The following is a 22,491-nucleotide window of genomic DNA, read 5'->3' on the forward strand; positions in this document are numbered from 1 at the left end:
GTTTATGTCGAAGACCGGCTTACTGTCCCGTCGGGACGCCGGAGGGCTGAGCCGGCGCGGCGGGCGTTGCCGGAGCAGTCGTCGACGGAGCTGCCGGGGCAGTCGCCGCTGGTACATTTGCAGCCGGTGCCTGAGTTGCAGGCGCAGACGTTGCCGGCGCCTGGGCAGCCGGTGCAGCAGTGCCGCTGTTCGGAACGCCGTTGCCAGCCGGCTGGGCCGGAGCCTTTGCGCCGCCGCCGAGCGAATCGAGAATGCCGTTGCCCTGACCGCCCGTTGCCGGAATACGGTTGAGAATATCGCTCGGACGGCCCTCGTAACGCGTCAGGATGCCAAGGCCAAGCGAGGTGAGGAAGAACAAGGTCGCAAGGATCGCTGTCGTGCGCGTCAGCGCATTGGCGGTGCCGCGGGCCGACATGAAGCCCGAACCGCCGCCGATGCCGAGGCCGCCGCCTTCCGAACGCTGGATAAGCACGACGCCGACGAGGGCGAGCACGATCATGAGATGGATGACAATCAATACTGTCTGCATGGGTCCAGTCCTGCCCGTCCGGAAACGGACATAAATAAGAAATTCTGGCGGCTCTTTACATGAGGCTTTGATCTATTCCAAGCCCTACGGCCAGGAATAAACCCTGGAATAAACAATGCCTCTCAGGCGAGCAGCACGTCATAGGCCCGGTAGATGGCGAGGAAGTCGGCGGCTTTCAAGCTCGCTCCGCCGATCAGCGCTCCGTCGACATTGGCAATACCGAGCAGTTCTACGGCATTGGCAGGCTTCACCGAACCGCCGTAGAGAAGCCGCATCTTGCGGCCTTCATCGCCGAAGCGGGCCACGAGCTCGGCACGCATAAAGGCATGCGCCTTTTCGACATCGCCTGATGTCGGCGTCACGCCGGTGCCGATCGCCCAGATCGGCTCATAGGCGATGACCGTGTTCTCGGCGGTGGCGGCATCGGGAACGGAGGCGGAAAGCTGACGCTTGATGACGTCGAGTTCCTGCCCGGCGCGGCGCTCGTCCGCCGTCTCGCCGATGCAGATGATTGCGGTCAACTCGGCGGCAAAGGCGGCTTCCGCCTTGGCGCGGACCAGATGGTCCGTCTCGGCATGGTCCGTGCGCCGCTCGGAATGGCCGACGATCACGTACGTGCCGAAACTGTCGGCGATCATCTCGGCCGAGATATCGCCGGTATGGGCGCCTGACGGCTTCTGGTGGCAGTCCTGCGCGCCGATGGCAAGCGGGCTGTCGGTGCAGAGCGCCGTCGCCACGTAGAGCAGCGTCGTCGGGGGGCAGATAAGCGCCTCGACCTTGTTGGCGAGCGGAGGGCGAACGCCCTCGGCGATCGCCTTGATCTGATCCAGGGAGGCACGCGTGCCGTTCATTTTCCAATTTCCCGCCACAAGCGGGCGCACGTCAGGGGTCATGCCGGCCTTCCACAAACTGCATATCCCTGGGGCAATATCAAAAGCGTGCGGCAAAGAAAAGCATCATGCCCTTGACGTAAGGGGAATCTCTGCGATCTCGCGCATATTTATGCCAAAATCGTTCTCAGCCGGCGAGAATCCAGTTCAACACCCTGCGCCAGTCGATCATCCGGATCGGCGTTCCATGGTTTCCTGTCTGAAACAGCGTGAAGCGCGTCGGATATTTCGCCTTGTGCAGGCCTTCGAACAGCGCTTGCTGGTCGGCTGCGGCATAGACCGGGTCTCGGCTGCCGTGCGCGAACCAGAGCGGCAGTTTCGCCTTGTAGAACGGGCTCTTCGTGAAATCGGGATCGGTCACCCCGCTCATAATAAGCATGCCCCTCAGCCGCTTGACGCTGTCGCCGTCGCGCGCAACGCCCCAGCAGACCTGGCTGCCCATGGAAGCACAGGAAAGAACGATCGGCCGGCCGGGCGATTGCGCGGCGGCATAGCGGATGAGGCCTTCGATCGCCGCAACGCCGTTGCTATCGAAGCTTCTCACCGTTGGCGAATAATAGACGCCGCCATTGCCGGCGACGAGGTTCTTCAGCCGGTTGAAATTACCGCCGAAGCTGTAGTCGTTGGCTCCGAGACGGCGGTCGCCGTCGCGGCCATGGATGAAGATCACCGTGAAAGCGGCATTCGCGGCCGGTCCCACCCTGGTGACATCGAGCCTGATGCCGTCGAGCGAAAGTGTTTCATCCGCCTGGGCCTTGCGGATGCCGAGCGCCACATATTTCTGCTGTGCTCGCTTCTCCGGGATCTGGTCGCGGCCGTTGATATCGCGCGTCTCGTCATAGTCGATGACCTCCAAGGCACCGTCATCGCCAGTCTGCAGCACTGTCTGTTTCGAGAACAGATCGTCCTTGAAGGGGCCCAGCGCATCGCCCGCCCACGCCAATCCGCCGGCGGAAAGCACGGCCGTGGATAGCAAAAAGGCCGCAATTGCAGTGATGATGGTGCAATGACTTGTGGACATTCGCATGCGGATGGTTTCCTGAAGCCTGCCGCCGCTTGCCATTCTGCGCCCGGCAACGCAAATCATGTCTGAAAAGCCCGCCAAGTCTGGCGGTGTCGCGTATAGAGGTGCTTTCTGGCAGAATCTGCCTGATTCGCAAACGTGACGTGAAATGCGGTGATTTTGGGTCGGCGGCGGATACCAGCCCAAGACAGGATGAAGATCTGAACGGCTCCATGGACAACAGCAAAGACCTTTTTTCCGGACTGCCCCTCTCTGAAAAACGGGAGGAGGCGCAGAAGCCTGCCGTTGCGGCCGAACGGCCGCCGGTGACGGCCGCGCCCGTCGTCGCAGCAGCATCCTCAACTGCCGGAGCCTCCGCGCGCCCTGCGCCCGCCGCGTCGAACTCGGATGAGTATGGCGCCTCGTCGATCCGCGTTCTCGAAGGACTCGAGCCGGTGCGCATGCGCCCGGGCATGTATATCGGCGGCACCGACGAAAAGGCGCTGCATCACCTCTTTGCCGAAGTCATCGACAATGCGATGGACGAAGCCGTCGCCGGACACGCCAACTTCATCGAAGTGCATCTCGATCTGCAGGGCTACCTGACCGTCTCCGATAACGGCCGCGGCATCCCGGTGGAGAACCATCCGCAGGTTCCGGGCAAGTCGACGCTCGAAGTCATCATGACCAAGCTGCATGCCGGCGGCAAATTCGACGGCAAGGCCTATGAGACATCAGGCGGTCTGCACGGCGTCGGCGTTTCGGTCGTCAACGCGCTCTCCGACGACCTCGAGGTCGAGGTCGCGCGCAATCGCAAGCTATACCGCCAGCGTTTCTCCCGTGGCCTGCCGCAGGGCGGGCTCGAAGAACTTGGCGATGTCCACAATCGCCGCGGCACCCGCGTGCGCTTCCATCCCGACCCCCAGATCTTTGGGGATCACATGAAGTTCGACGCTGCCCGCGTTTTCCGCATGGCTCGTTCGAAGGCCTATCTCTTCGGCGGCGTCGAGATCCGCTGGAGCTGCGAAGCGGGCGTGCTGCCTGAAGGTTCCGAGGTCCCTGATAAGGCGGTCTTCCACTTCCCCGGCGGCCTGAAGGACTATTTGCAGGCGACGATGGGCAAGGAGTTCACCGTCACCCGCGAGATCTTCGCCGGCAAGACGGAAAAGACCAGCGGCCATGGCTCGATGGAATGGGCGATCACCTGGTATGGCGGCGATCCGCAGGTGCATTCCTATTGCAACACCATCCCGACGCCCGAAGGCGGCACGCACGAGGCCGGCCTGCGCATTGCGCTGACCAAGGGCCTGAAGGCCTATGCCGAGCTGACGCAGAACAAGCGCGCCGCGCAGATCACCACCGACGACGTGATGATCTCGGCCGTCGGCATGCTGTCGGTCTTCATCCGCGAGCCGGAATTCGTCGGCCAGACCAAGGACAAGCTTGCGACCGTCGAGGCTCAGCGCATCGTTGAGAACGCGCTCCGCGACCCCTTCGACCATTATCTCGCCGACAATCCGAACGAGTCGGCCAAGCTGCTGGACTGGGTGATTGAACGCGCCGAGGAGCGCCTGCGCCGCCGCAAAGAAAAGGAAGTCAACCGCAAGACGGCGGTGCGCAAGCTGCGCCTGCCGGGCAAGCTCGCCGACTGCTCGCAGAACACCGCCGAAGGCGCTGAGCTCTTCATCGTCGAGGGCGATTCGGCAGGTGGTTCGGCCAAGCAGGCGCGCAACCGCGCCAACCAGGCGATCCTTCCCTTGCGTGGCAAGATCCTGAACGTCGCCAGCGCCGGCCGCGAAAAGCTCGGCGCCAACCAGCAGCTCGCCGATCTCATCCAGGCGCTCGGCTGCGGCACACGCTCGAAATACCGCGACGAAGACCTGCGCTATGAGCGCATCATCGTCATGACCGATGCCGATGTCGACGGCGCCCACATCGCCTCGCTGCTCATCACCTTCTTCTATCAGGAGATGCCGGAGCTGGTGCGCGGCGGCCATCTCTTCCTCGCAGTGCCGCCGCTCTACAAGATTACCCAAGGGGCAAAATCCGCCTATGCGCGTGACGACAATCATCGCGCCGAGCTGATGCAGACGGAGTTCAAGGGCAAGGCCAAGGTCGAGATCAGCCGCTTCAAAGGTCTCGGCGAGATGATGCCCGCCCAGCTCAAGGAAACCACGATGGATCCATCCAAGCGCACGCTGCTCAAGGTGCTGATCGACGAGGTGGATTTCGAGGGCACCCGCAGCGCGGTCGACGATCTGATGGGCACCAAGCCGGAAGCCCGTTTCCGCTTCATCCAGGAGCGCGCGGCCTTCGCCGAGAACCTCGATATCTAAGGCATGTCGCGGGCGCGCTGAACAGTCGGACTGACGGTCCGGCGCGCCTCATTTTAGCATTCGCGATTTCACGGAACTGACGAAGAACCGTAACAACTCCGTCAAACAACCGGCGCATGAAGCGGTCGGCGCGCCTTCCCTCGGGGGAGTAGCTGCGCCGGTTCGATCGTTTTCAACCCTCGCCGGATATTTGTTATGACCAAGCGTTTTCTCGCGACTGCCGCTTTCGTTCTGCTGTCCAGCACCGTCACTGTCAGCGCCACCGATATCGGCGCGACCTTCGGGACCGCCTGCCCCTTCGGCGATTGCGCCGCCGGCATTTCGCTTTCCTATCTCGGTGAACTTGTTATCCCCACGGGCCATATGGAAAACGGTGTCGAATTCGGCGGCATATCAGGCCTCGATTTCGATGCCGCCACCGGCCACTATATCGCCATCAGCGACGACCGCTCGGAGAGGGCCTCGGCCCGCTTCTATGAACTCGATGTGGATGTCGATGCATCGGGCCTCAAGGGCGTCTCCATCGTCAAGCACGTTACGTTGAAGGACAAGAACGGCGAGCCCTTCACCTCCAGGACCGTCGATCCGGAATCGATCCGCCTCGGCAAGGACGGCATCTACTGGGGCAGCGAAGGCGACGGCAAGGCGCTCTTGCCGCCCTTCATCCGCGTCGCTTCGCCGGACGGCTCCTTCGTTCGCGAATTCAAGCTGCCTGAGGGCTTTGCGCCGACCGCCGACAAGTCGACCGGCATCCGAGACAACCTCGCCTTTGAGGATATCGCCGTTGCCCCTTCGGGCGATGTTTTCGTCGGTCTCGAAGCTGCGCTCTATCAGGACGGCCCGAACCCCTCGCTGACATCGGGCAGCCTGTCGCGGATCATCCGCTATGACGGCGCGACCGGCGAGCCAAAGGCTCAGTACGTCTACCCGGTTTCGCCGATCCCGCAGGCCGCCACCAAGGCTGACGGCGGCAATGACAATGGCATGTCGGAGATGCTCGCCCTCGACGATCATCGCCTGCTCGCCGTCGAGCGCAGCTATGCCCAGGGGTTCGGCAACAACGTCAAGATCATGATGATGGATCTCGCCGACGCGACCGACGTATCCGCCATCCCGTCGCTCGCCAAGAACGACCAGCACGTTGTCCCCGCCCGTAAGAGCCAGATCCTCGATCTGAGAGCGATCGGCCTTGTTCCCGACAATATCGAGGCCATGTCGCTCGGCAAGGCCAAGGACGGTAGCGAGGTCCTCATTCTCGGCTCCGACAATAATTTCTCGGCCAGTCAGAAGACGCAATTCTACGCCTTCAAGGTTGTCAGCCGTCCGCAGAGTAAGACGCTCCGCCTGACGGTCGAATAGCGACGCTTTGTATACGCTTTCACGCTGCGGACCTTGAAACCGCCGGGTTCATGGCCCATAACCAGACGACAAGAATAAGAAGAGGCGCGTGTGGGTGTGTTCGACCGTCAGAAAGCCAATCATGAGCCGCGATGGCTGGGTTCGTCGTCGCCGACACGCACGCCGCTGATCCCTTCCATTTCGGCGGCGCGCTGGCTGCTGGTCCTGATCGTCGCGGCCGGTGTCTATTTCTTCTACGGCTTCCTCGTACCGGTGCTCGCAGCCCTCGTCATCGGCTTCGCCAGCTGGCCGCTCTACCGCAAGCTTCTTGCCCGCGTCGGCGGCAATACGACGATTGCGGCGACCATCGCCATCATCATGATCATTACATTCCTGGTCATCCCGATCGGGCTTGCGGTCGCATATACGACGGGCGAAGTGCGCACCTGGGTCGCCTGGGCGATCCACGCCAACCGTACTGGTGCCCCGACGCCCAACTGGATTGTCGTACTGCCTTTGGCGGGTTCATACCTCGATGAGGTCTGGACCAAATATATCGGCAGTCCGGGCGCCCTGGGCGAGGTCATCCAGGCGGTCAGCGGTGCCAATATCGGCAACATCTACCGTGCCGTGCTTGCGGCCGGCGGCGGCGCCTTCCACCTGCTGCTGACGCTGCTCTTCATGCTGATCGCGTTGTTCTTCGTCTATCGCGATGGCTTTTCTTTCTCCAAGCAGATCGACATGCTGGGCGAGCGCATCCTGCCGAACCGCTGGGAGCGCATTTCCCGCGTCGTACCGGCGACGATCAGCTCCACCGTCATGGGCATGACGCTGATTGCGATCGGCGAAGGTATCGTGCTCGGGCTCGCCTACTGGATTGCCGGCGTACCGTCGCCGGTGACGCTCGGCGTGCTAACCGGTGTGATGGCGCTGATACCAGGTGGTGCGCCGCTGTCCTTCACGCTGGTCTCTATCTATCTGCTGGCCAGTGGCTCGCATGTCGCTGGCATCGGTCTCTTCGTCTGGGGCACCGTCGAACTCTTCATCGTCGACAAGACGCTGCGGCCGAAGCTTGTCGGCGGTCCGATCAAGCTGCCCTTCCTGCCAACCTTCTTCGGCCTCGTCGGCGGCGTCAAGACGATGGGTTTCCTCGGCCTTTTCATCGGCCCGGTGCTGATGGCGCTGATCGTCGCCATCTGGCGTGAGTGGATCCACGAGGCCCGCAACGCCGAAAAGGGCGAGACGGGACCGCAGATCCTCATCGACGAACAGGCCCCGCCGCCGTCGAAAACGATCCCCCGCGTCGCCGAAGGCTGAGCGTTCGCCAACCCTTATCCCAGCTGCTTTTCCATGAACAGGCTGAGCGGGTCCGGCAGATAGCTGCCGAAAGGTTCGATATTCCGATATCCGTATTTGCGGTAAAGGGCGATCGCCTCGGGCTGGTAGATGCCGGTTTCAAGCCGGATCGCCGCCAGCCCTTTTTCCCTTGCGATCGCCTCCAGCGCGTTCATCAGGCCGCTGCCGATCCTCAGCCCCCTCGCCTTGGGATCGACGAACATGCGCTTGATCTCCGCCGTGCCGTCGCCGGCTTCGACCAGCGCGCAGCATCCGACGATTGCTCCGTCGTTGCGGGCCACGAAGAAGCTCACCGAAGGCTTTTCCAGCGATGAAAGGTCGACCAGATGGTTGCTTTCCGCGGGATAGAGCGATTGCGCATAGGCATCGGAAAGATCGAGGAGGCGGATGATGGCGTCTTGGCGCGGCGGCTCCTGGGCGATGATGACGGACATGCTGGCTCCGGATGCTTGCAAGGCGCAATTTTTGCCGAGATGACGAAGAGTTAATGCCTTCGCCTTTTTTCGGTTGGAATTGCGCCGTCTAAGGCGATGTCAGCTTCAATAGCCAAGGAGGCAGAATATGCAAGCGGTGCTCATCGCGATGACCATTCTCGGTTGCGACGATTCCGTCAGTCAATGCAATTATGTGGCGACCGTCGATAAGCGCTGGGAAACCGTAGCCGCCTGCGATGCCGAAGCCGAGCGTCGGCTCAAAGCCTATGCCAATGTCAACTATCCCTCGGTCATTGCGGTGTGCGAGGCGCCGAAAGCGCTCGCCGCGGCTGAACCGCCGAAACCGGCGCCTCTGGCTGCGGCCGCGCCCGAGATCGCGACTGGCGTGCCCGAGCCGGCCGAAGAACCGGTAAGGCTCGCAAGTTTTGCTGAAAACATCGCCGGTCAGGTCCGCGCGCATTTACCGTCGGGCAGCGACGTCAAGGAGACGCTTTCCAAACCCGTGCACTTCGTTTCCGCCAGCTATTCCTGGGTCGTGACGCGGCTGAACGATTAGGCTGCCGCAAGCGCCGCATAGACGCGAGCCGATTGCCGCTGTTCGGCGACACCAAGCTTTTCCACCATGTCGAGCAACTCGCCGACCGCACCATGTGGGCCGTCGTGATGGCGGAATTTTTCGAGAAGACGGCCACAGACATTGCCGAGCACGCTTCCAGGCGCCTTCCTGGCAGCGTCGCGCCAGAGCAGCGTCGCTTCGACGAAGATGACGCTGATATCCCTCGGCAGGCCGGCGGACTCGTAGAGCGCGCGCACCGCATGCATGCGCCCCGTCGCCAGGATCGACCGCACCCGGCGCTCGCCGCAGCCGCTCAGATCGACGATCGCGGCGGCAAAGAAGTCCACCTTGCCGGCGCAGAGCGCATGCATCAGGAAAGACGGCGTCAGCCGGCCGTTGACGCGCAGATGCGTCACGAGATCGGGTATTTCGCGCGGCGCGATGTCGCCGGCAATCGCAACGATGGCAGCCTCGGTCGCCTCGCGGCTGATGCGCTGAAGCCGCTGCAGGCCGATTGCAGCCTGGGCCAGCGGTAGTCCGACCAGCGCGTTGCTGACATGCTGGGTGAGCAGCTGGCGGGCATCGGCGGGAAGATCGCCGCGGTCGAGAAGCAGACTGCGGATGTCGCAGTTGTCGCCCAGCCGTTCGGCGATGCGTTTCAGCGATTGGCTGGAGATCGCCGCGCCATCGTTTTCGAGCAGGCAGAGCAATTCCTCCTCGTCGCCGACCTCGGCAAGGGCGGCGGAAACCGGGCGCGTCACATAGGCTCTGGCAGCGATCAGCATGCGGGTGGCGCCGTTGCCGCGCGCGGCAAGGTCGACGAGATCGGCATCGCTCAAAAGCGGCGAGCAGGTGACGGCGTGGCAGGCGACCTCGGGCTGGTCCTCGGCAAGCGAAAGGATCAGATTGCGTGGCGCATCGGGCGACCAGGCGATCGCCTCGGCAAGTGCGAGCCGCACACGCGGCGACGGATCGTCGAGAAGATAGGTCATCGCCATCTCGGCCGCCTTCCGCTCGTCCGCAGACATCGCGGACTGAAGGTAGGCCCGACCAAGCGCGTTTGCCGCCCGGACCCGGTCGCCGGTCTTGGCCGTTTCGACCCAACGAAGGAAAGCTTCTACGATCACTCGATGCCCCAGCACTTGAACGCGATTCCCTCGCGCTCCATTCACTGCTGCGACCGTAGTGGCAAAAGGTTTAAGATTCGTTCACCATGTTTCTTAAGCCTTTGTATGCCTTGCCGGTTAGGCTTCGGCGCGGGGCCGGAGCATCTCGAAAACATCGCTGCCTTCGCTGTAATCCATGTAGCCCATGCGCGCCACCGGCCGAGCGATCGCCATGTCGAGGCGGCCGTCCCTGACGATCGCCTCGTCGATATGGATGCCGACCACCTCACCAAAGATGAGGACGTTTTCGGAAGGCGCGCCCGACAGCGTCTTCGGCTCGATGATCTCGGTGACGCGGCATTCGAGCACCGCGAAAGCCTCGCCGACATAGGGCGCGTCGATCAGTTCGGCCTGCTTCTGCGTCAAGCCGGCGAACTCGAATTCGTTGGTGCCGTAGGGCAGCGGCGCCGACGAGAGGTTCATCTTTTCGGCGAGGTTGCGACTGACGAAATTGCAGGTAAAGACGCCGGTTTCAGCAGCGTTGCGCTGGCTGTGCTTCTTCCCGGCGGAGGAAAACATAACCAGCTTCGGCCGGTCGGCCACGGCATTGAAGAAGGAATAGGGCGCAAGGTTGATCGAACCGTCCCTGCCCTTGCTGCCGATCCAGCCGATCGGACGCGGCGATACGATCGCCTTGAAGGGGTCATGCGCGAGCCCGTGCCGGTTGCTGTCGGTGGTGTAGAACATCAGTCGTCTCCGCCGACCCAAGTCACGGTATCGGCAAGCTCGGGCCGCGGCCGCTCGATTGCCGGAAATGTCGTCGAACCGATATGGATGAAGCCCGCCACCTTTTCGTCCGGCCCGACGCCGAGCAACGGATAGGCGCGTTCGTTATAGGCAAACCACTCCGTCAGCCAGTTGGCGACATAGCCGTTGGCATTGGCGGCGAGAATGACGTTGAGGCAAAGCGCGCCTGCCGACATTAGCTGCTCCCATTCCGGGATCTTGATATGCGGACCCGCCCTGCTGACCACGGCGACGACCACCGGCGCGCGGGTGAAGCGGGTGCGCTCGACCTGGATCATCTCCTCGGAAAGCTCGGGTTTCGCCTCAAGCGCCAGCTTCAAAAGCTCTTCGCCGAGATCAGCGCGCTGCTGTCCGCGATAAACGATGAAACGCCAGGGCGCGATCTTGCCGTGATCGGGAACCCGCAAGGCAAGACGCAGGATCTCCTCGATTTCGGCCTTCTCGGGGCCCGGTTCGCACATCTGGAAAGCGGGGATGGAGCGGCGTACGGCGAGGTAGTCGATCAGCTTGATATCGGATTTCATGCGGGAGAAGCTTTCATTTTTAGGCTGCTGCGAAGGGTGGGTCTTGAATTTGCCATCGCGTTGGTCTTGAAGTGGCCTTTGCGATTTCAGAAGTCAATCGGTTCACGAAACAGATGTTTGGCATTTCGCCTTTTGCACGCATCGGCCTCGCGCTTGCCCTGGTGGCATTGACGACCTGCGGCGCCGGCGCCCAGGAGGCCTTCAAGGACTTCAAGCAGCTCGAGTCGACGTCGAAGATGCCGAAGCTCAACGCCTTCATCGCGCCCGGCGCGGCGCCCGAGGCCGCCAAGCTGCGCGATGTCGCGATGGAGGCCAAGCTGACATCAGACGGCACGCCGGTCGAGGACGGCCTTTCCTGGTACGTTTTCAGCCCGATCGCCGGAACCGACGGCAAGCTGCCGCTGATCGCCAGCGCCAAGGGTGGGCCTGCCGCCTTCCAGCTCGCCCCCGGCGATTATTTCGTCAACGTGTCCTTCGGTCGTGCCGGCGTCACCAAAAAACTGACCGTGCCTGCCGACGGCGAAGTCGACAAGCAGGTGATGGTGCTCGATGCCGGCGGTCTGCTGCTCAACGCCGTCTCCGGCACCGATGCCCGCATCCGTCCCGACCAGCTGAGCTTCTCGATCTATTCGTCGGAAGTGCGTGACGATGGCGAGCGCGGTCTCGTCATGGCCGATGTCTCGCCGAACACCGTCGTCCGCCTCAATGCCGGCACCTATCACATCGTTTCCGAATATGGCAGCGTCAACGCCGTCATCCGCGCCGACATCCAGGTCGAGGCCGGCAAACTGACCGAGGCGACGATCCAGCACCGCGCTGCGCAGATCACCTTCAAGCTGGTCTCCGAAACCGGTGGCGAGGCGATCGCCGATACGGCTTGGTCGATCCTGACGGCAGCCGGCGACAGCGTCGGCGAAAGCGTCAGCGCCTTTCCGACGATGGTTCTCGCCGAAGGCGGATATTCCGCCGTCGCCCGCAACAAGGACAAGATCTACCAGCGCGATTTCACCGTCGTCGCCGGCAAAAACACCGATGTCGAGGTTCTCATGAGGGACCAGCAGCCGCAGCAGCCCGTAAGTGCGGCCCGTACGGTGCAGCAGGTGCCGGCCGGCACCCCGCCGCCGCCCGGCGTTCAGCCGGCCCCCGAACAGCCGCTGCCCTCCTACGAACAGCTCGAGCCGCAGGGCGGTGACGGCGCCAGCCTGGATTGATTTCCCACAAGAGGTTCGGCTTAGCCGAAGCCTTTTCGGACGGCGCGTTTCGGCGGCGCCATCGAGAAGACGGCCGCGTGGAGGCGGTCGAGCAGACTTCTGCGGATCGCTGCCGCTGCTCAGTGTCTCCCATGTCAGCACTTTGCCGACATGCGCCGTGATCGTCCTGCCGGACAGTCGACTGAATTCATGGATCAAGAGTGACAGGCGCAGCGTCATCGACATCAGGCTCGCTAGATGAAACAGGGGGCCGTTCTGGCCCTCGAAGTAGACCGGCAGCACGCTGGCGCCCGCTGCCTGAATGAGCTTTGCCGGAAACATCTTCCACGGCAGATCTTCGGCAGGTCCGAAGCCGATCCTGGCGGTCGCCACGCCGCCCGCCGGAAAGACGATGATGGTGGTGCCGCCCTTGAGCAGCCGCACCGCCTCGTGCCGGCTCCGGATGTTCATCGCCAACGCCTCCCGGCTTTCTTCGAAGGAGATCGGCAGCGAATAAGGCGCCATCTCAGGCACCTTCAGCAGGTCGTTATGGATCAGCACCCTGAAGGGGCGGCCGAGCTGTTCGGCAAGCGCCAGAACGGCGATTCCGTCGCCGATGCCGAAGGGATGGTTGGCGACGATGACGATCGGTTCGATAGGGATGGATTCGAGCGGCCAATTGCCGTCGACGTCGAGTTCGATGTTAATCAGATCGAGCAGCTTGCCGAACACACGGTTGCTCTTGCCGATGATGTCGCTGCGCCAGAGGTCGTAGAGCCTGACGAAGCGGTCGCGGCCCGAGAGCCTCTCGATCGAGCGGATCAGCCAGCGCTTCAGGCGCGGATCGCCATCATTGGCATAGGATAATTCTTTGAAGCGCAATCCGGCATCGGGACGAGCCCGCTCCACAGTCGTGACGAGAATATTGCAGCTTCATAACAGATTTCCGACAGCGCCGGAGCGGCGCTGTCGGACCAGGCGGTTTTCAGGCCGCCCTGGCTTTCTTTGCTTCGGCCTTGCGGCGGATGTCCGGCGGCGTCGCCTCGAGGGCAAGGCTGTCGACGGCAGCGTCGAGCCCCATCGAAACCTGGTCTTGGCTGCCGAGGCGGCGGATATTGACCGTGCGCTCTTCGGCTTCCTTCCTGCCGCAGACGATGATGACGGGAACTTTCGTAACGGAATGTTCGCGGATCTTGTAATTGATCTTCTCGTTGCGGAAGTCGGTCTCGACATGCAGCCCGGCTTCGCGCAGCGCTTCGGCCACTTCAAGGCCGTAGGCGTCTGCTTCCGAGGTGATCGTCGCAACGACGACCTGCAGCGGCGAAACCCACAGCGGCAGATGGCCGGCGAAGTTCTCGATCAGGATGCCGAGGAAGCGTTCCATCGAGCCGCAGATGGCGCGGTGGATCATCACCGGCTGCGTCTTTTCAGAGTTGCTGTCGATATAGAAGGCACCGAAGCGTTCCGGCAGGTTGAAGTCGACCTGCGTCGTGCCACACTGCCATTCGCGGCCGATCGCGTCCTTCAGCGTATATTCGAACTTCGGCCCGTAGAAGGCGCCCTCGCCCGGCAGGATGCCGGTCTTGATGCGGCCTTCGGACTGCGCCTCGATCGTCTTCAGCACATCGGTCATCACGGCTTCGGCGCGGTCCCAAAGCGCATCGGAGCCGACGCGCTTATCCGGACGGGTCGAAAGCTTGACGACGATTTCCTTGAAGCCGAAGTCTTCATAAACCGAAAGGATGAGATCGTTGATCTTCAGGCATTCGGCGGCCATCTGCTCGTCCGTGCAGAAGATGTGCGCGTCGTCCTGCGTGAAGCCGCGTACGCGCATCAGCCCGTGCAGCGCGCCCGAAGGTTCGTAGCGATGCACCAGCCCGAATTCGGCGAGGCGGATCGGCAGCTCGCGATAGGATTTCAGCCCATGCTTGAAGATCTGCACGTGGCCGGGGCAATTCATCGGCTTCAGCGCAAAGACGCGATTGTCAGCTTCCTTGTCTTCGGGATGGGTCATTGCATGCGCCGATTTCACGGCGAACATGTTTTCCTGATACCAGCCCCAGTGACCCGAAGTTTCCCAGAGTGCGGTGTCAAGCACCTGCGGCGCGTTGACTTCCTGGTAGTCGGCGGCCAGCCGGCGACGCATGTAGGAGACGAGCGACTGGAAGATGCGCCAGCCCTTGCCGTGCCAGAAGACGACGCCCGGGCCTTCTTCCTGGAAATGGAACAGATCCATTTCACGGCCGAGCTTGCGGTGGTCACGCTTTTCGGCCTCTGCAAGCATATGCAGGTAATTGTCGAGCTCGGATTGCTCGGCGAAGGCCGTGCCGTAAATGCGGCTCAGCATCGGATTGTTGCTGTCGCCGCGCCAGTAGGCGCCGGCCACCTTCAAAAGCTTGAAAGCAGAGCCGATCTGGCCGGTCGAGGCCATGTGCGGACCGCGGCAAAGGTCGAACCAATCGCCCTGGTAATAGATCTTGAGATCCTGCCCTTCCGGGATCGCGTCGACGAGTTCGACTTTGTACTGCTCGCCCTTGTCGGCAAAGACCTGCTTCGCCTTCTCGCGCGACCAGACCTGCTTGGTGAAAGGCGCGTTGCGGGCGATGATCTCCTTCATCTTCTTTTCGATCTTCGGCAGATCGTCGGGCGTGAAGGGCTCGTTCTTGGCAAAGTCGTAATAGAAGCCGTTCTCGATGACCGGGCCGATCGTCACCTGGGTGCCGGGCCAGAGTTCCTGCACCGCTTCGGCCATGACGTGCGCAGCGTCGTGCCGGATGAGTTCCAGCGCGCGGTCGTCGTTGCGGGTAAGGATCTCGATCCTGCCCGTTGCTACGGGATCGGAAAGGTCGCGCACTGTACCGTCGATCGCAATGGCGACCGCCTTCTTGGCGAGCGACTTGGAAATGGATTCGGCGACATCCCGGCCGGTTGCGCCGGCATCGAAGCTGCGCACGGAACCATCGGGAAATGTCAGGGAAATGGCTTGGGACATCGAAATTCTCCTTGTCCAGTCCCGCCAACGAATGCGGGTGGTTGCAACGACAACGCTTCCGTCCTTTGGAAGCGCTGCCGCCTGATACCCAGATTTCCCTCATGAGTAAAGAAGAAGCCAGCCTACATGATCATTTCGGCAAGGCCGCACACCGTGTTCCAGTTGCGCATCGTGCCGACGCCGAGCCGCTTGGTCGTCAGCGCCGAAAGCAGCTTGGATTGGCTCGGCTTGCCGGCAAAATCGATCCAGAGATCGCCGCCGACGACGGCGATGCGCTGTCCTTCCGCCATCAGCGGCTTCAACGCCTCCACCTTCGCCGGATCGACCGGCAGGCGCATCACCCGGACAATGACCTGATCACCACTGCCGTCCCTGAAGGGATTGGTGCTGCAAAGCGCCATCCAGGTGCAGTCGCTACGCACGATGATATCGACATGTTTGCCGAACTTCTCTTCGAATCCCTCTTCCAGCGCGACCTCCAGTTCGTGAGGCCGCATTTCGTCGGCTTCGAAGACAAGATTTCCGGTCGAAACCAGCGTGCGCGGCTCGCGATAGCCGAGCTCTTCGGCAAGGGCGCGCAAATCTTCCATGATGACGCGGCGGTCGGGCGTCAGGACGATGCTGTGGAGGAGCGCTACGAACATGCTCATGGCCGCCAGAATTCCTCTGCTGCATCAGGCAGGGTTTTCAGCACCCTGTTGAATGCCGCTTCATCGACATGTTTCCATAAGGCTGCTGCCACGTCTGGGATAGCGGTCTCCGGGGAAAAATTATGGTCACCGCGCAGTGACTGCGCTTCCCGTGTCATGGCCGCACGATCCCCGAAGGACCGTTTGAGCTCGTCGGGATTCCAGTCGACGACGAAAATCGCGCGCAGGACCGGCGGCAGTACATCGGCGAAGCGGAGCGCATCGGCGACATTCAGACGGCGTCGAAACGTCTGAAAGACGCCCTGGGTCATCGTGTAGACCACATTGCGGCTGTCGATCAGCGTATCTGCTCTCACATCATCGAGATAAGCGTCGAAATCCACCGATGCACGCCTGTATTCGCCGGGCATCGTCATGGGCTCACCCTCCTTTGCGTCCGAGAGCGATATAACGCCACGGCGTCCACCAGCGGAAATCGCCGCCGAGCGTCTCCGGCACCTGGTCGAGTCCGCTGGTGCCGCCCGGACCGCAGCGGCCGACGCGAAACAGGGTCATCCATCCACCGGCCCAGAGCCCGTGGCGGGCGATCGACTCGTAGCCATATTCGGAGCAGGTCGGGATATGGCGGCAGGAATTGCCGACAAAGCCGGAAAGCGTCAACTGATAGAAACGGATGAACCCCATGCCGAGCAGGCGGTCGGGGGTCTTGCGGAAAGGGCCGGTATAGTTGCGGGAACGGTGCGCGGGCGCTTTGCGCGGCTTTGGGGAGCCGGCGGCGCCACCGTCGTCCTCATCGCTGGCCTGCAGAGCACAGAACTCGCACATCTCGGTTACGCCTCGACAACTTCCGCCCGTTTCGCCTCGATCTGCCCGATCGCATCGACCACCGCATCGAAAGTCAGCATCGTCGAGGCATGGCGGGCTTTGTAGTCCCGCACCGGCAGCAGATAGCGCATGTCTTCGAACCGCCCGGCAGGCCCCGCCCCGTCCGCCTTCAACATGGCGAGCATGTCCTGGCGTGCCTGGCGCAGTTCACCCGATGTGGCTCCCACGACATGGCGGGCCATGATCGAGGACGAGGCCTGTCCGAGCGCGCAGGCCTTCACGTCATGGGCAAAATTGGTAACGACGTCGCCGTCCATCTTCAGCCAGACCCGCACCTTCGAGCCGCAGAGCTTGGAATGGGCCTGGGCGCTCGCATCCGCATCCGCAAGCGTGCCGGTCAACGGAATATTGCCCGCGAATTCGAGGATTTTGCTGTTGTAGATGTCGTCCATGCTGGATTCCGCTCCAAAATCGCTGCGGATCGGGCCTTATCGGCTTGTCATTGTCGTCGAAACAAAAAACACACCGTGTCGCCCAAGGATACTTACATACCATGACGGTCTTCCTATATGTATGTCGTTCGAAGGCCATGAAAATGCAATGGCCTCGTGTAAGTTTGATTGGGAAACCGTGCCGGATGGGTGTTGAAACAGCCCTGAAAGCCCCGGAGCCTGCCAGAGGTGCATGAATTCCCGCATGGGATTGACCAGTGGCGATTCCGACAGACGGGTCCGCGATGCGGACCAGGAGACCATTGATCATGGACGCCATCGTAAAGAACTTTCCGCAGACGAACCGTGAGTCTGATCGGCCTTCCCAGCAGGAGGCAGAAGAAGCCGTTCGTGTTCTGCTGCGCTGGGCCGGCGACGATCCGGCGCGTGAAGGTCTGCTCGAGACGCCGGCTCGCGTCGTCAAAGCCTACCGCGAGCTTTTCGCCGGCTATGATATGGCGCCGGAAGACGTGCTCGGCCGTACCTTCGAGGAGGTCGCCGGCTACGATGACATGGTCCTCGTCAAGGACATTCCGTTCTACTCGCATTGCGAACACCATATGGTGCCGATCATCGGCAAGGCCCACGTCGCCTACATGCCGGACGGACGCGTGCTCGGCCTGTCGAAGATCGCCCGTGTCGTCGAGATCTATGGCCGCCGCCTGCAGACGCAGGAAACGATGACCGCGCAGATCGCCCGGGCCATCGACGACACGCTCAATCCGCGCGGTGTCGCCGTGATGATCGAGGCCGAACATATGTGCATGGCAATGCGCGGCGTTCAGAAGCAGGGCTCGACCACGTTGACGACGACCTTTACCGGAACGTTCAAGACGGAACCGGCCGATCAGGCCCGTTTCATGACCATGGTGCGAAGCCGCTGATACCGGCTCCCTCAGGAGGGCCGCGATGAGCCAACTGATCTTCAGTCAACCATCCGAGGACAAGTCCGCGTTGGAGGACGCTGGTGATTTCACGCCGCGTTTCGACGATCGCGGCTTAATCACGGCCATTGTGACAGATGCCGGCGACGGCGAACTGCTGATGGTGGCGCATATGAATGCCCAGGCGTTGGCGCTGACCATTCAGACCGGCACGGCTCACTATTTCAGCCGTTCGCGCGGCAAGCTCTGGAAGAAGGGCGAAACGTCAGGCAATCTCCAGACGGTGAAGGAAATCCGCACCGATTGCGATCAGGACGCCATCTGGCTGAAGGTCGAGGTCGCCGGTCACGACGCCACCTGTCATACCGGCCGCCGCTCCTGCTTCTACCGGACGGTCACGCTTCAGGACGGAAAGCCGATGCTTGATATCGTCGATGACGAGCGTCATTTCGATCCGCAGGACGTTTACGGAAAATAGCCCGATTTCGCCGGCATTTGCCCCTTATTGCGCCAAAAACCGCTTCTATATACCATTTGGAAACTGATCGGGCACACTATCGGAAACCAAGTGTTCTACTGGAGGGGAGAGCGCCATGCTGAGCTGGAGTCTGCATCGTCAAAGCTCTGAAGGCGAGGGTTCCGGTTCCGGCATATCGACCACACTCGAAACGATCCCTCCCCCCACGCCCGCAAGGAAAATCAAGATCGCGCTCGCGCTCGGCGGCGGCGCCGCCCGCGGCTGGGCCCATATCGGCGTGCTGCGCGCACTCGACGAAGCGCGGATCGAGATCGGCATGATTGCCGGCACCTCGATCGGCGCACTGGTCGGCGGTTGTTATCTCGCCGGCAAACTCGATGAACTCGAAAGTTTCGCGCGCTCGCTGACCATGCGCCGCATCGCGAGCCTGCTTGATCTGACGATCGGCGGCAGCGGCCTCTTCGGCGGCATGCGACTGACCAAACGCATGCAGGAGCATCTCGAAGGACTGAACGTCGAGGATCTCGACCGGCCCTTTGTCGCGGTCGCGGCCGAGGTCAATACTGGCCACGAGGTCTGGATCGCCAATGGTTCGCTGATTACGGCGCTCAGGGCCTCGTATGCCCTGCCCGGCATTTTCGAGCCGGTGCGCAGCAACCATCGCACGCTGGTCGACGGCGCGCTGGTCAACCCGGTACCCGTCTCCGTCTGCCGCGCCTACGAGCAGTTGCTCGTCGTCGCCGTCAATTTGAATTATGATCTCTATGGCCGCTCGGCCGTCGTCCGGCACAATGCAAGCCTCTCGCCGCAGGAAGTGCAGAAGCAGGAAGAGGCGCCCTATGCGCGGCTCGGCATGACCGGCGTCATGGTCCAGGCCTTCAACATCATCCAGGACAGGATTGCCCGCGCCCGCCTTGCCGGCGACCCCCCTGATATCTCGCTGCAACCGCGCCTCAGCGATATCGGCCTTTCCGAGTTCCATCGGGCCGGAGAGGCGATTGAACGCGGCTACGAGGAAGCCAGAGCCCGGCTCCCCGAGATCCAGCGCATGCAGGAAGTCTACGCCAGCCACCCGTGACGCATGTCGCGGTTTTGGAACGACGACATGCCTCAAACAAGGCGGGCGAAAACCTCAGCCGGCGATATAGGCCTTGATTTCCTCGGTCTCGCGCACGACTTCGGCGATGCGTGATTTCACCACGTCGCCAATCGAGATGATTCCGGCGAGCTTGCCATTGCTTTCCACCGGAACGTGACGGAAACGGCGACTGGTCATCAGTTCCATCAACTCGTTGACGGTCGTCTCTTCGTGGCAGCGATAGACCTTCGACGTCATCATCTGGGCAAGCGGTTGATCGAGGCCATCCTTGCCGTGTTTGGCGATGGCATGCACCAGATCACGCTCGGTGAACATGCCCGAAATTCGGTTTTCCATGCCGACGACGACGATGGCGCCGATCTTCTTCTTGCTTAGGATATTGGCCGCCTCGGCGACGGTGGTGTTCGGCCCGGCGGTGACGACGTCCCTGCCCTTCAGGTCGAGGATTGCTTTGACTGAACTTGTCATTCGAACCTCCTATGTCCGTGAAACACTTGTCACAGGCATCCGCGGCGGTTTCTCCCCCCAGCGCGGATATAGGTCGATGGTGCACCGCCCGGCTCAGGATTGCAACATATCCTTCTTGGTGCCGGCAGCTTCCACAGGCGGGCTAGGCGCCCGGTCGAAAAGCGAAAAAAGCAGGAAGCCGAAGACGAACCCGCCGATATGCGCATCCCAGGCAATCGCCTGATCGCTGTCGCCGGCGAGCGGGATGCCGATGGCGATCAGCGCGTTGCCGACCAGCCAGAGCAGCATGAAGATGACGACGGTCCGGCTCTTCAGCGCCTCGAGGATGGAAAGCCGGGCATTGAGATGCGTCGGCAGCATCGGCCGCCGTTCGGACGGAAAGGCGAATCGGCAGGCGGCTCCCATCAGTCCCGAGATGACGCCGGACGCGCCGATCAGCAGCGATATGTCGCCCCAATTGAGCGCTGCGTGCAAGGCGGCGGATGCGACGGAGGAAAGAATCCAGAAGAGCACGAAACGCAACGTTCCGATCCGGCGCACGACCGGTGCGCCGAAAGCCATGAGCCAGAATCCGTTGAAGACGATATGCTGGACGCTGCCGTGCAGCAGCGAATAGGTGACGGGCGTCCAGAACAGTTCCGGCCCCTGCTGCGACAGCGGAATCACATAGCGGGCGGGAACGAAGCCGAAGGTGAAGAACAGCCAGCTTACCGCATCGTCGGAGAGCACCAGCGTCTGCACGGCATAAATGGCGATCAGCAGGCAAAGGCTGAAGAACAGCGCAGGCGGAAGGTTGAAGACCGGTACGCGCGGTGGCCGTGCCGGCGGCTGGACCTCGGGAGGTTCGGGCGCCTTGGTCGGCTCGGCCGTCTGCTCATTCATCTGTGTTTTGCCTCGTTGAAGCCACAGCCATACAGGAGCGCCTGTCAAAAAAAAAGCCGCCCGCAGTGTCGGACGGCGTAACCCGGAGTGCCTGGAAAGACCCTGGCCCGGGGAGGTTGTGCAGAACTTCGAAAGTCGAAGCGATGGTGGGACAGTGTCATGAGAGGCGCCTCATCTCAACCGAAACCGTTTCTTAACCTTAACCGCCGCGGTTTGGCATGAAATCCGCAAGGTAAGGCCTATGAGGGCCATGACGGCCTGAAATTGCTCCGGAATGGGACAGGTTGGTGTGAAATGCGTTTACAGACGACCATCGAAATATTTGACTATTGGAACCGCATCCGTGGCACCGCGGATGCACCGTTGAAATCCCAGGTCGAACCTTCCGCCGTTCCCCATCTTCTTCAGAGCCTCTTCATTCTGGAGAAGCGTGACGGTGGAGACATCGGTTTCCGGCTTGCCGGCACCCGCATCTGCGATCTCTTCGGGCGCGATCTGCGCGGCGAACGTTTTTCCTCGCTCTGGGCGAATGGTCAGCATACCGATATCGAGCGTACGGCGATGGGCGTGATGGACCACGCCATGCCGGCCCTTTTCAATGCCACTGGTTACAGCACCGTCGGCCATCAGGCTTCTTTCGAGATCGTCATGATGCCGCTGCGCTCACGGGACGGCGCCTGCGACCGCCTGCTCGGCGCAATCACGCCGGCGGCGGCCGCGAGCTGGCTGGAGATCGTGCCGCTCGAATTCCTGGCGCTGGACCGCAGCCGCCTGCTGCCGACACATTTCGGCAGAGCCGCGCCAGCCGACGTGCGCCCCGTCAACGAGGTCGTCGCCGGCATAGGCGCCCGTTTCGGCCAGGTCATGCGTCGCATGGTATCGCAGCTGCTGAGCGTGGAGGCGCGCTGACGGTCCCGTTTTGGAACACGAGGCATACTCGTTTTCGGCTATGCTGGGATGGGTCGGAACAACCTTCTGTTAATGGATTGCGGGTAAAGATCGAGCTCTGCCCTTTTCATGAAGAAGTCCTTTGATGCACTCGTTCCAGCCAGCTCAGACGCAAAGACCTGCGCCGCGCCCTGAACAGGGCGTTTTCCAGCGTGTGCCCATCAATATGCAGGGCCGGCTGATGCTTGCCAATTACGAGGAATTCGAATGCATGGTGATCGACATGTCGCCCGGCGACATGTACGTCACCTGTCTTGGCCGGCCGCGTGCCGGCGAACGCGTGATCGCCTATATCGACCACCTCGGCCGCGTCGAAGGTTATGTTCAGACGCTCGACAGCCGCGGCTTCACCATGTCGATCAATGCCACCGACCGCAAGCGCGAGAAGCTTGCCGCCCAGCTCACCTGGCTTGCCAATAAACACGAGCTCGGCCTGCCCGAGGATCGCCGCCACGACCGCCTGACACCGCGCGACGTGAAGACCGAACTCACGCTTGAGGACGGCACGCGTTATTCTTGCCGCATCATGGACCTTTCGCTGTCGGGCGCTGCCGTCGACATTGAAATGCGTCCCTCGATCGGAACGGCGGTGCGTCTCGGCAACATGCGCGGGCGTGTCGTTCGCCACTTCGTCGAAGGTGTCGCGATCGAATTCCTCTCGATCCAGTCCCGCGAGACGCTGCGCGAATTCCTTTAGGCCGTCAT

Annotated in this window: 24 protein-coding genes and 1 pseudogene; 10 read left to right on the forward strand and 15 right to left on the reverse strand. The window is 61.9% G+C overall.

Going from position 1 to position 22,491, the window contains the following annotated elements; all coding sequences use genetic code 11:
• Nucleotides 1-19: 19 nt before the first annotated feature.
• The 3 genes from secG to EFD55_RS13935 form a co-directional block, all read right to left on the reverse strand.
• Complete coding sequence (gene secG, locus EFD55_RS13925; protein WP_125845641.1) at nt 20-529, reverse strand: preprotein translocase subunit SecG; 510 nt, start codon at nt 527-529, stop codon at nt 20-22.
• 122 nt (nt 530-651) lie between these two features.
• A complete protein-coding gene (gene tpiA / locus EFD55_RS13930; protein WP_125845642.1) occupies nt 652-1,422 on the reverse strand; it encodes a triose-phosphate isomerase in 771 nt (256 codons plus the stop codon).
• Nucleotides 1,423-1,546: 124 nt separating this feature from the next.
• A complete protein-coding gene (locus EFD55_RS13935; protein ID WP_125845643.1) occupies nt 1,547-2,446 on the reverse strand; it encodes an alpha/beta hydrolase in 900 nt (299 codons plus the stop codon).
• Nucleotides 2,447-2,655: 209 nt separating this feature from the next.
• Between EFD55_RS13935 and parE the strand changes: the two genes are divergently transcribed.
• The 3 genes from parE (at nt 2,656) to EFD55_RS13950 (ending at nt 7,413) form a co-directional block, all read left to right on the forward strand.
• A complete protein-coding gene (parE, locus tag EFD55_RS13940) occupies nt 2,656-4,758 on the forward strand; it encodes a DNA topoisomerase IV subunit B (RefSeq protein WP_125845644.1) in 2,103 nt (700 codons plus the stop codon).
• Between the two features lie 195 nt (nt 4,759-4,953).
• Complete coding sequence (locus EFD55_RS13945; protein WP_125845645.1) at nt 4,954-6,117, forward strand: esterase-like activity of phytase family protein; 1,164 nt, start codon at nt 4,954-4,956, stop codon at nt 6,115-6,117.
• A gap of 90 nt (nt 6,118-6,207) precedes the next feature.
• Nucleotides 6,208-7,413 carry an AI-2E family transporter gene (locus tag EFD55_RS13950; protein WP_125845646.1) on the forward strand — a complete coding sequence of 402 codons (1,206 nt, stop codon included), beginning with the start codon at nt 6,208-6,210 and terminating at the stop codon, nt 7,411-7,413.
• 14 nt (nt 7,414-7,427) lie between these two features.
• On the opposite strand, the gene EFD55_RS13955 is transcribed toward EFD55_RS13950, so the two are convergent.
• Nucleotides 7,428-7,886, reverse strand: coding sequence for a GNAT family N-acetyltransferase (locus tag EFD55_RS13955; protein ID WP_125845647.1), 459 nt, complete (start codon nt 7,884-7,886; stop codon nt 7,428-7,430).
• Between the two features lie 127 nt (nt 7,887-8,013).
• Between EFD55_RS13955 and EFD55_RS13960 the strand changes: the two genes are divergently transcribed.
• On the forward strand, nt 8,014-8,442 hold the full coding sequence (locus EFD55_RS13960; RefSeq protein ID WP_125845648.1) for a hypothetical protein: 429 nt from the start codon (nt 8,014-8,016) through the stop codon (nt 8,440-8,442).
• On the opposite strand, the gene EFD55_RS13965 is transcribed toward EFD55_RS13960, so the two are convergent.
• The 3 genes from EFD55_RS13965 to EFD55_RS13975 all read right to left on the reverse strand — a co-directional run bounded on the left by EFD55_RS13965 (nt 8,439) and on the right by EFD55_RS13975 (nt 10,879).
• Nucleotides 8,439-9,584 (reverse strand): DUF2336 domain-containing protein, encoded by a 1,146-nt coding sequence (locus EFD55_RS13965; protein ID WP_125845649.1) that lies wholly within the window; start codon nt 9,582-9,584, stop codon nt 8,439-8,441. The genes EFD55_RS13960 and EFD55_RS13965 overlap by 4 nt on opposite strands.
• 102 nt (nt 9,585-9,686) lie before the next feature.
• Nucleotides 9,687-10,295 carry a flavin reductase family protein gene (locus tag EFD55_RS13970; RefSeq protein ID WP_125845650.1) on the reverse strand — a complete coding sequence of 203 codons (609 nt, stop codon included), beginning with the start codon at nt 10,293-10,295 and terminating at the stop codon, nt 9,687-9,689.
• Nucleotides 10,295-10,879 carry a nitroreductase family protein gene (locus tag EFD55_RS13975; protein WP_125845651.1) on the reverse strand — a complete coding sequence of 195 codons (585 nt, stop codon included), beginning with the start codon at nt 10,877-10,879 and terminating at the stop codon, nt 10,295-10,297. The genes EFD55_RS13970 and EFD55_RS13975 overlap by 1 nt, the downstream gene beginning before the upstream one ends.
• Nucleotides 10,880-10,992: 113 nt before the next feature.
• Between EFD55_RS13975 and EFD55_RS13980 the strand changes: the two genes are divergently transcribed.
• Nucleotides 10,993-12,090 carry an RgsD C-terminal domain-containing protein gene (locus EFD55_RS13980; RefSeq protein ID WP_125845652.1) on the forward strand — a complete coding sequence of 366 codons (1,098 nt, stop codon included), beginning with the start codon at nt 10,993-10,995 and terminating at the stop codon, nt 12,088-12,090.
• A 20-nt stretch (nt 12,091-12,110) separates the two neighbouring features.
• On the opposite strand, the pseudogene EFD55_RS13985 reads toward EFD55_RS13980, so the two are convergent.
• The 6 genes and pseudogenes from EFD55_RS13985 to EFD55_RS14010 form a co-directional block, all read right to left on the reverse strand.
• Nucleotides 12,111-12,951, reverse strand: a pseudogene (locus tag EFD55_RS13985) (lysophospholipid acyltransferase family protein).
• Nucleotides 12,952-13,054: 103 nt separating this feature from the next.
• Nucleotides 13,055-15,061 (reverse strand): threonine--tRNA ligase, encoded by a 2,007-nt coding sequence (gene thrS, locus EFD55_RS13990; RefSeq protein WP_125845653.1) that lies wholly within the window; start codon nt 15,059-15,061, stop codon nt 13,055-13,057.
• A gap of 122 nt (nt 15,062-15,183) precedes the next feature.
• Nucleotides 15,184-15,711 (reverse strand): DUF1697 domain-containing protein, encoded by a 528-nt coding sequence (locus EFD55_RS13995; protein ID WP_125845654.1) that lies wholly within the window; start codon nt 15,709-15,711, stop codon nt 15,184-15,186.
• A complete protein-coding gene (locus tag EFD55_RS14000; RefSeq protein WP_125845655.1) occupies nt 15,708-16,127 on the reverse strand; it encodes a DUF2267 domain-containing protein in 420 nt (139 codons plus the stop codon). Before EFD55_RS14000 ends, EFD55_RS13995 begins: the two co-directional genes overlap by 4 nt.
• Nucleotides 16,128-16,131: 4 nt before the next feature.
• Entirely contained in the window at nt 16,132-16,536 is a 405-nt protein-coding gene (gene yidD, locus EFD55_RS14005; RefSeq protein ID WP_125845656.1) for a membrane protein insertion efficiency factor YidD, read from the reverse strand.
• 5 nt (nt 16,537-16,541) lie between these two features.
• Nucleotides 16,542-16,988 (reverse strand): iron-sulfur cluster assembly scaffold protein, encoded by a 447-nt coding sequence (locus tag EFD55_RS14010; protein WP_125845657.1) that lies wholly within the window; start codon nt 16,986-16,988, stop codon nt 16,542-16,544.
• A 308-nt stretch (nt 16,989-17,296) separates the two neighbouring features.
• Here EFD55_RS14010 and folE point away from each other — a divergent pair, with 308 nt between their 5' ends.
• The 3 genes from folE to EFD55_RS14025 all read left to right on the forward strand — a co-directional run bounded on the left by folE (nt 17,297) and on the right by EFD55_RS14025 (nt 19,467).
• Nucleotides 17,297-17,911 carry a GTP cyclohydrolase I FolE gene (gene folE, locus EFD55_RS14015; RefSeq protein WP_125845658.1) on the forward strand — a complete coding sequence of 205 codons (615 nt, stop codon included), beginning with the start codon at nt 17,297-17,299 and terminating at the stop codon, nt 17,909-17,911.
• Between the two features lie 25 nt (nt 17,912-17,936).
• Complete coding sequence (hisI, locus tag EFD55_RS14020; RefSeq protein WP_125845659.1) at nt 17,937-18,389, forward strand: phosphoribosyl-AMP cyclohydrolase; 453 nt, start codon at nt 17,937-17,939, stop codon at nt 18,387-18,389.
• 115 nt (nt 18,390-18,504) lie between these two features.
• Nucleotides 18,505-19,467: a patatin-like phospholipase family protein gene (locus tag EFD55_RS14025; RefSeq protein WP_125845660.1), complete on the forward strand. Its 963-nt coding sequence runs from the start codon at nt 18,505-18,507 to the stop codon at nt 19,465-19,467.
• Nucleotides 19,468-19,521: 54 nt separating this feature from the next.
• On the opposite strand, the gene EFD55_RS14030 is transcribed toward EFD55_RS14025, so the two are convergent.
• Together EFD55_RS14030 and EFD55_RS14035 are read right to left on the reverse strand one after the other, a co-directional pair.
• A complete protein-coding gene (locus EFD55_RS14030; RefSeq protein WP_125845661.1) occupies nt 19,522-19,956 on the reverse strand; it encodes a CBS domain-containing protein in 435 nt (144 codons plus the stop codon).
• Between the two features lie 93 nt (nt 19,957-20,049).
• Nucleotides 20,050-20,838 (reverse strand): rhomboid family intramembrane serine protease, encoded by a 789-nt coding sequence (locus tag EFD55_RS14035; RefSeq protein WP_125845662.1) that lies wholly within the window; start codon nt 20,836-20,838, stop codon nt 20,050-20,052.
• A 264-nt stretch (nt 20,839-21,102) separates the two neighbouring features.
• On the opposite strand from EFD55_RS14035, the gene EFD55_RS14040 reads away from it, so the two are divergent.
• Nucleotides 21,103-21,747: a PAS domain-containing protein gene (locus EFD55_RS14040; protein ID WP_125845663.1), complete on the forward strand. Its 645-nt coding sequence runs from the start codon at nt 21,103-21,105 to the stop codon at nt 21,745-21,747.
• A gap of 124 nt (nt 21,748-21,871) precedes the next feature.
• On the forward strand, nt 21,872-22,483 hold the full coding sequence (locus EFD55_RS14045; RefSeq protein ID WP_125845664.1) for a PilZ domain-containing protein: 612 nt from the start codon (nt 21,872-21,874) through the stop codon (nt 22,481-22,483).
• Nucleotides 22,484-22,491: the final 8 nt, after the last annotated feature.

It is taken from the genome of Rhizobium pisi (assembly GCF_003938655.1).
GTDB classification, from domain to species: domain Bacteria; phylum Pseudomonadota; class Alphaproteobacteria; order Rhizobiales; family Rhizobiaceae; genus Rhizobium; species Rhizobium pisi.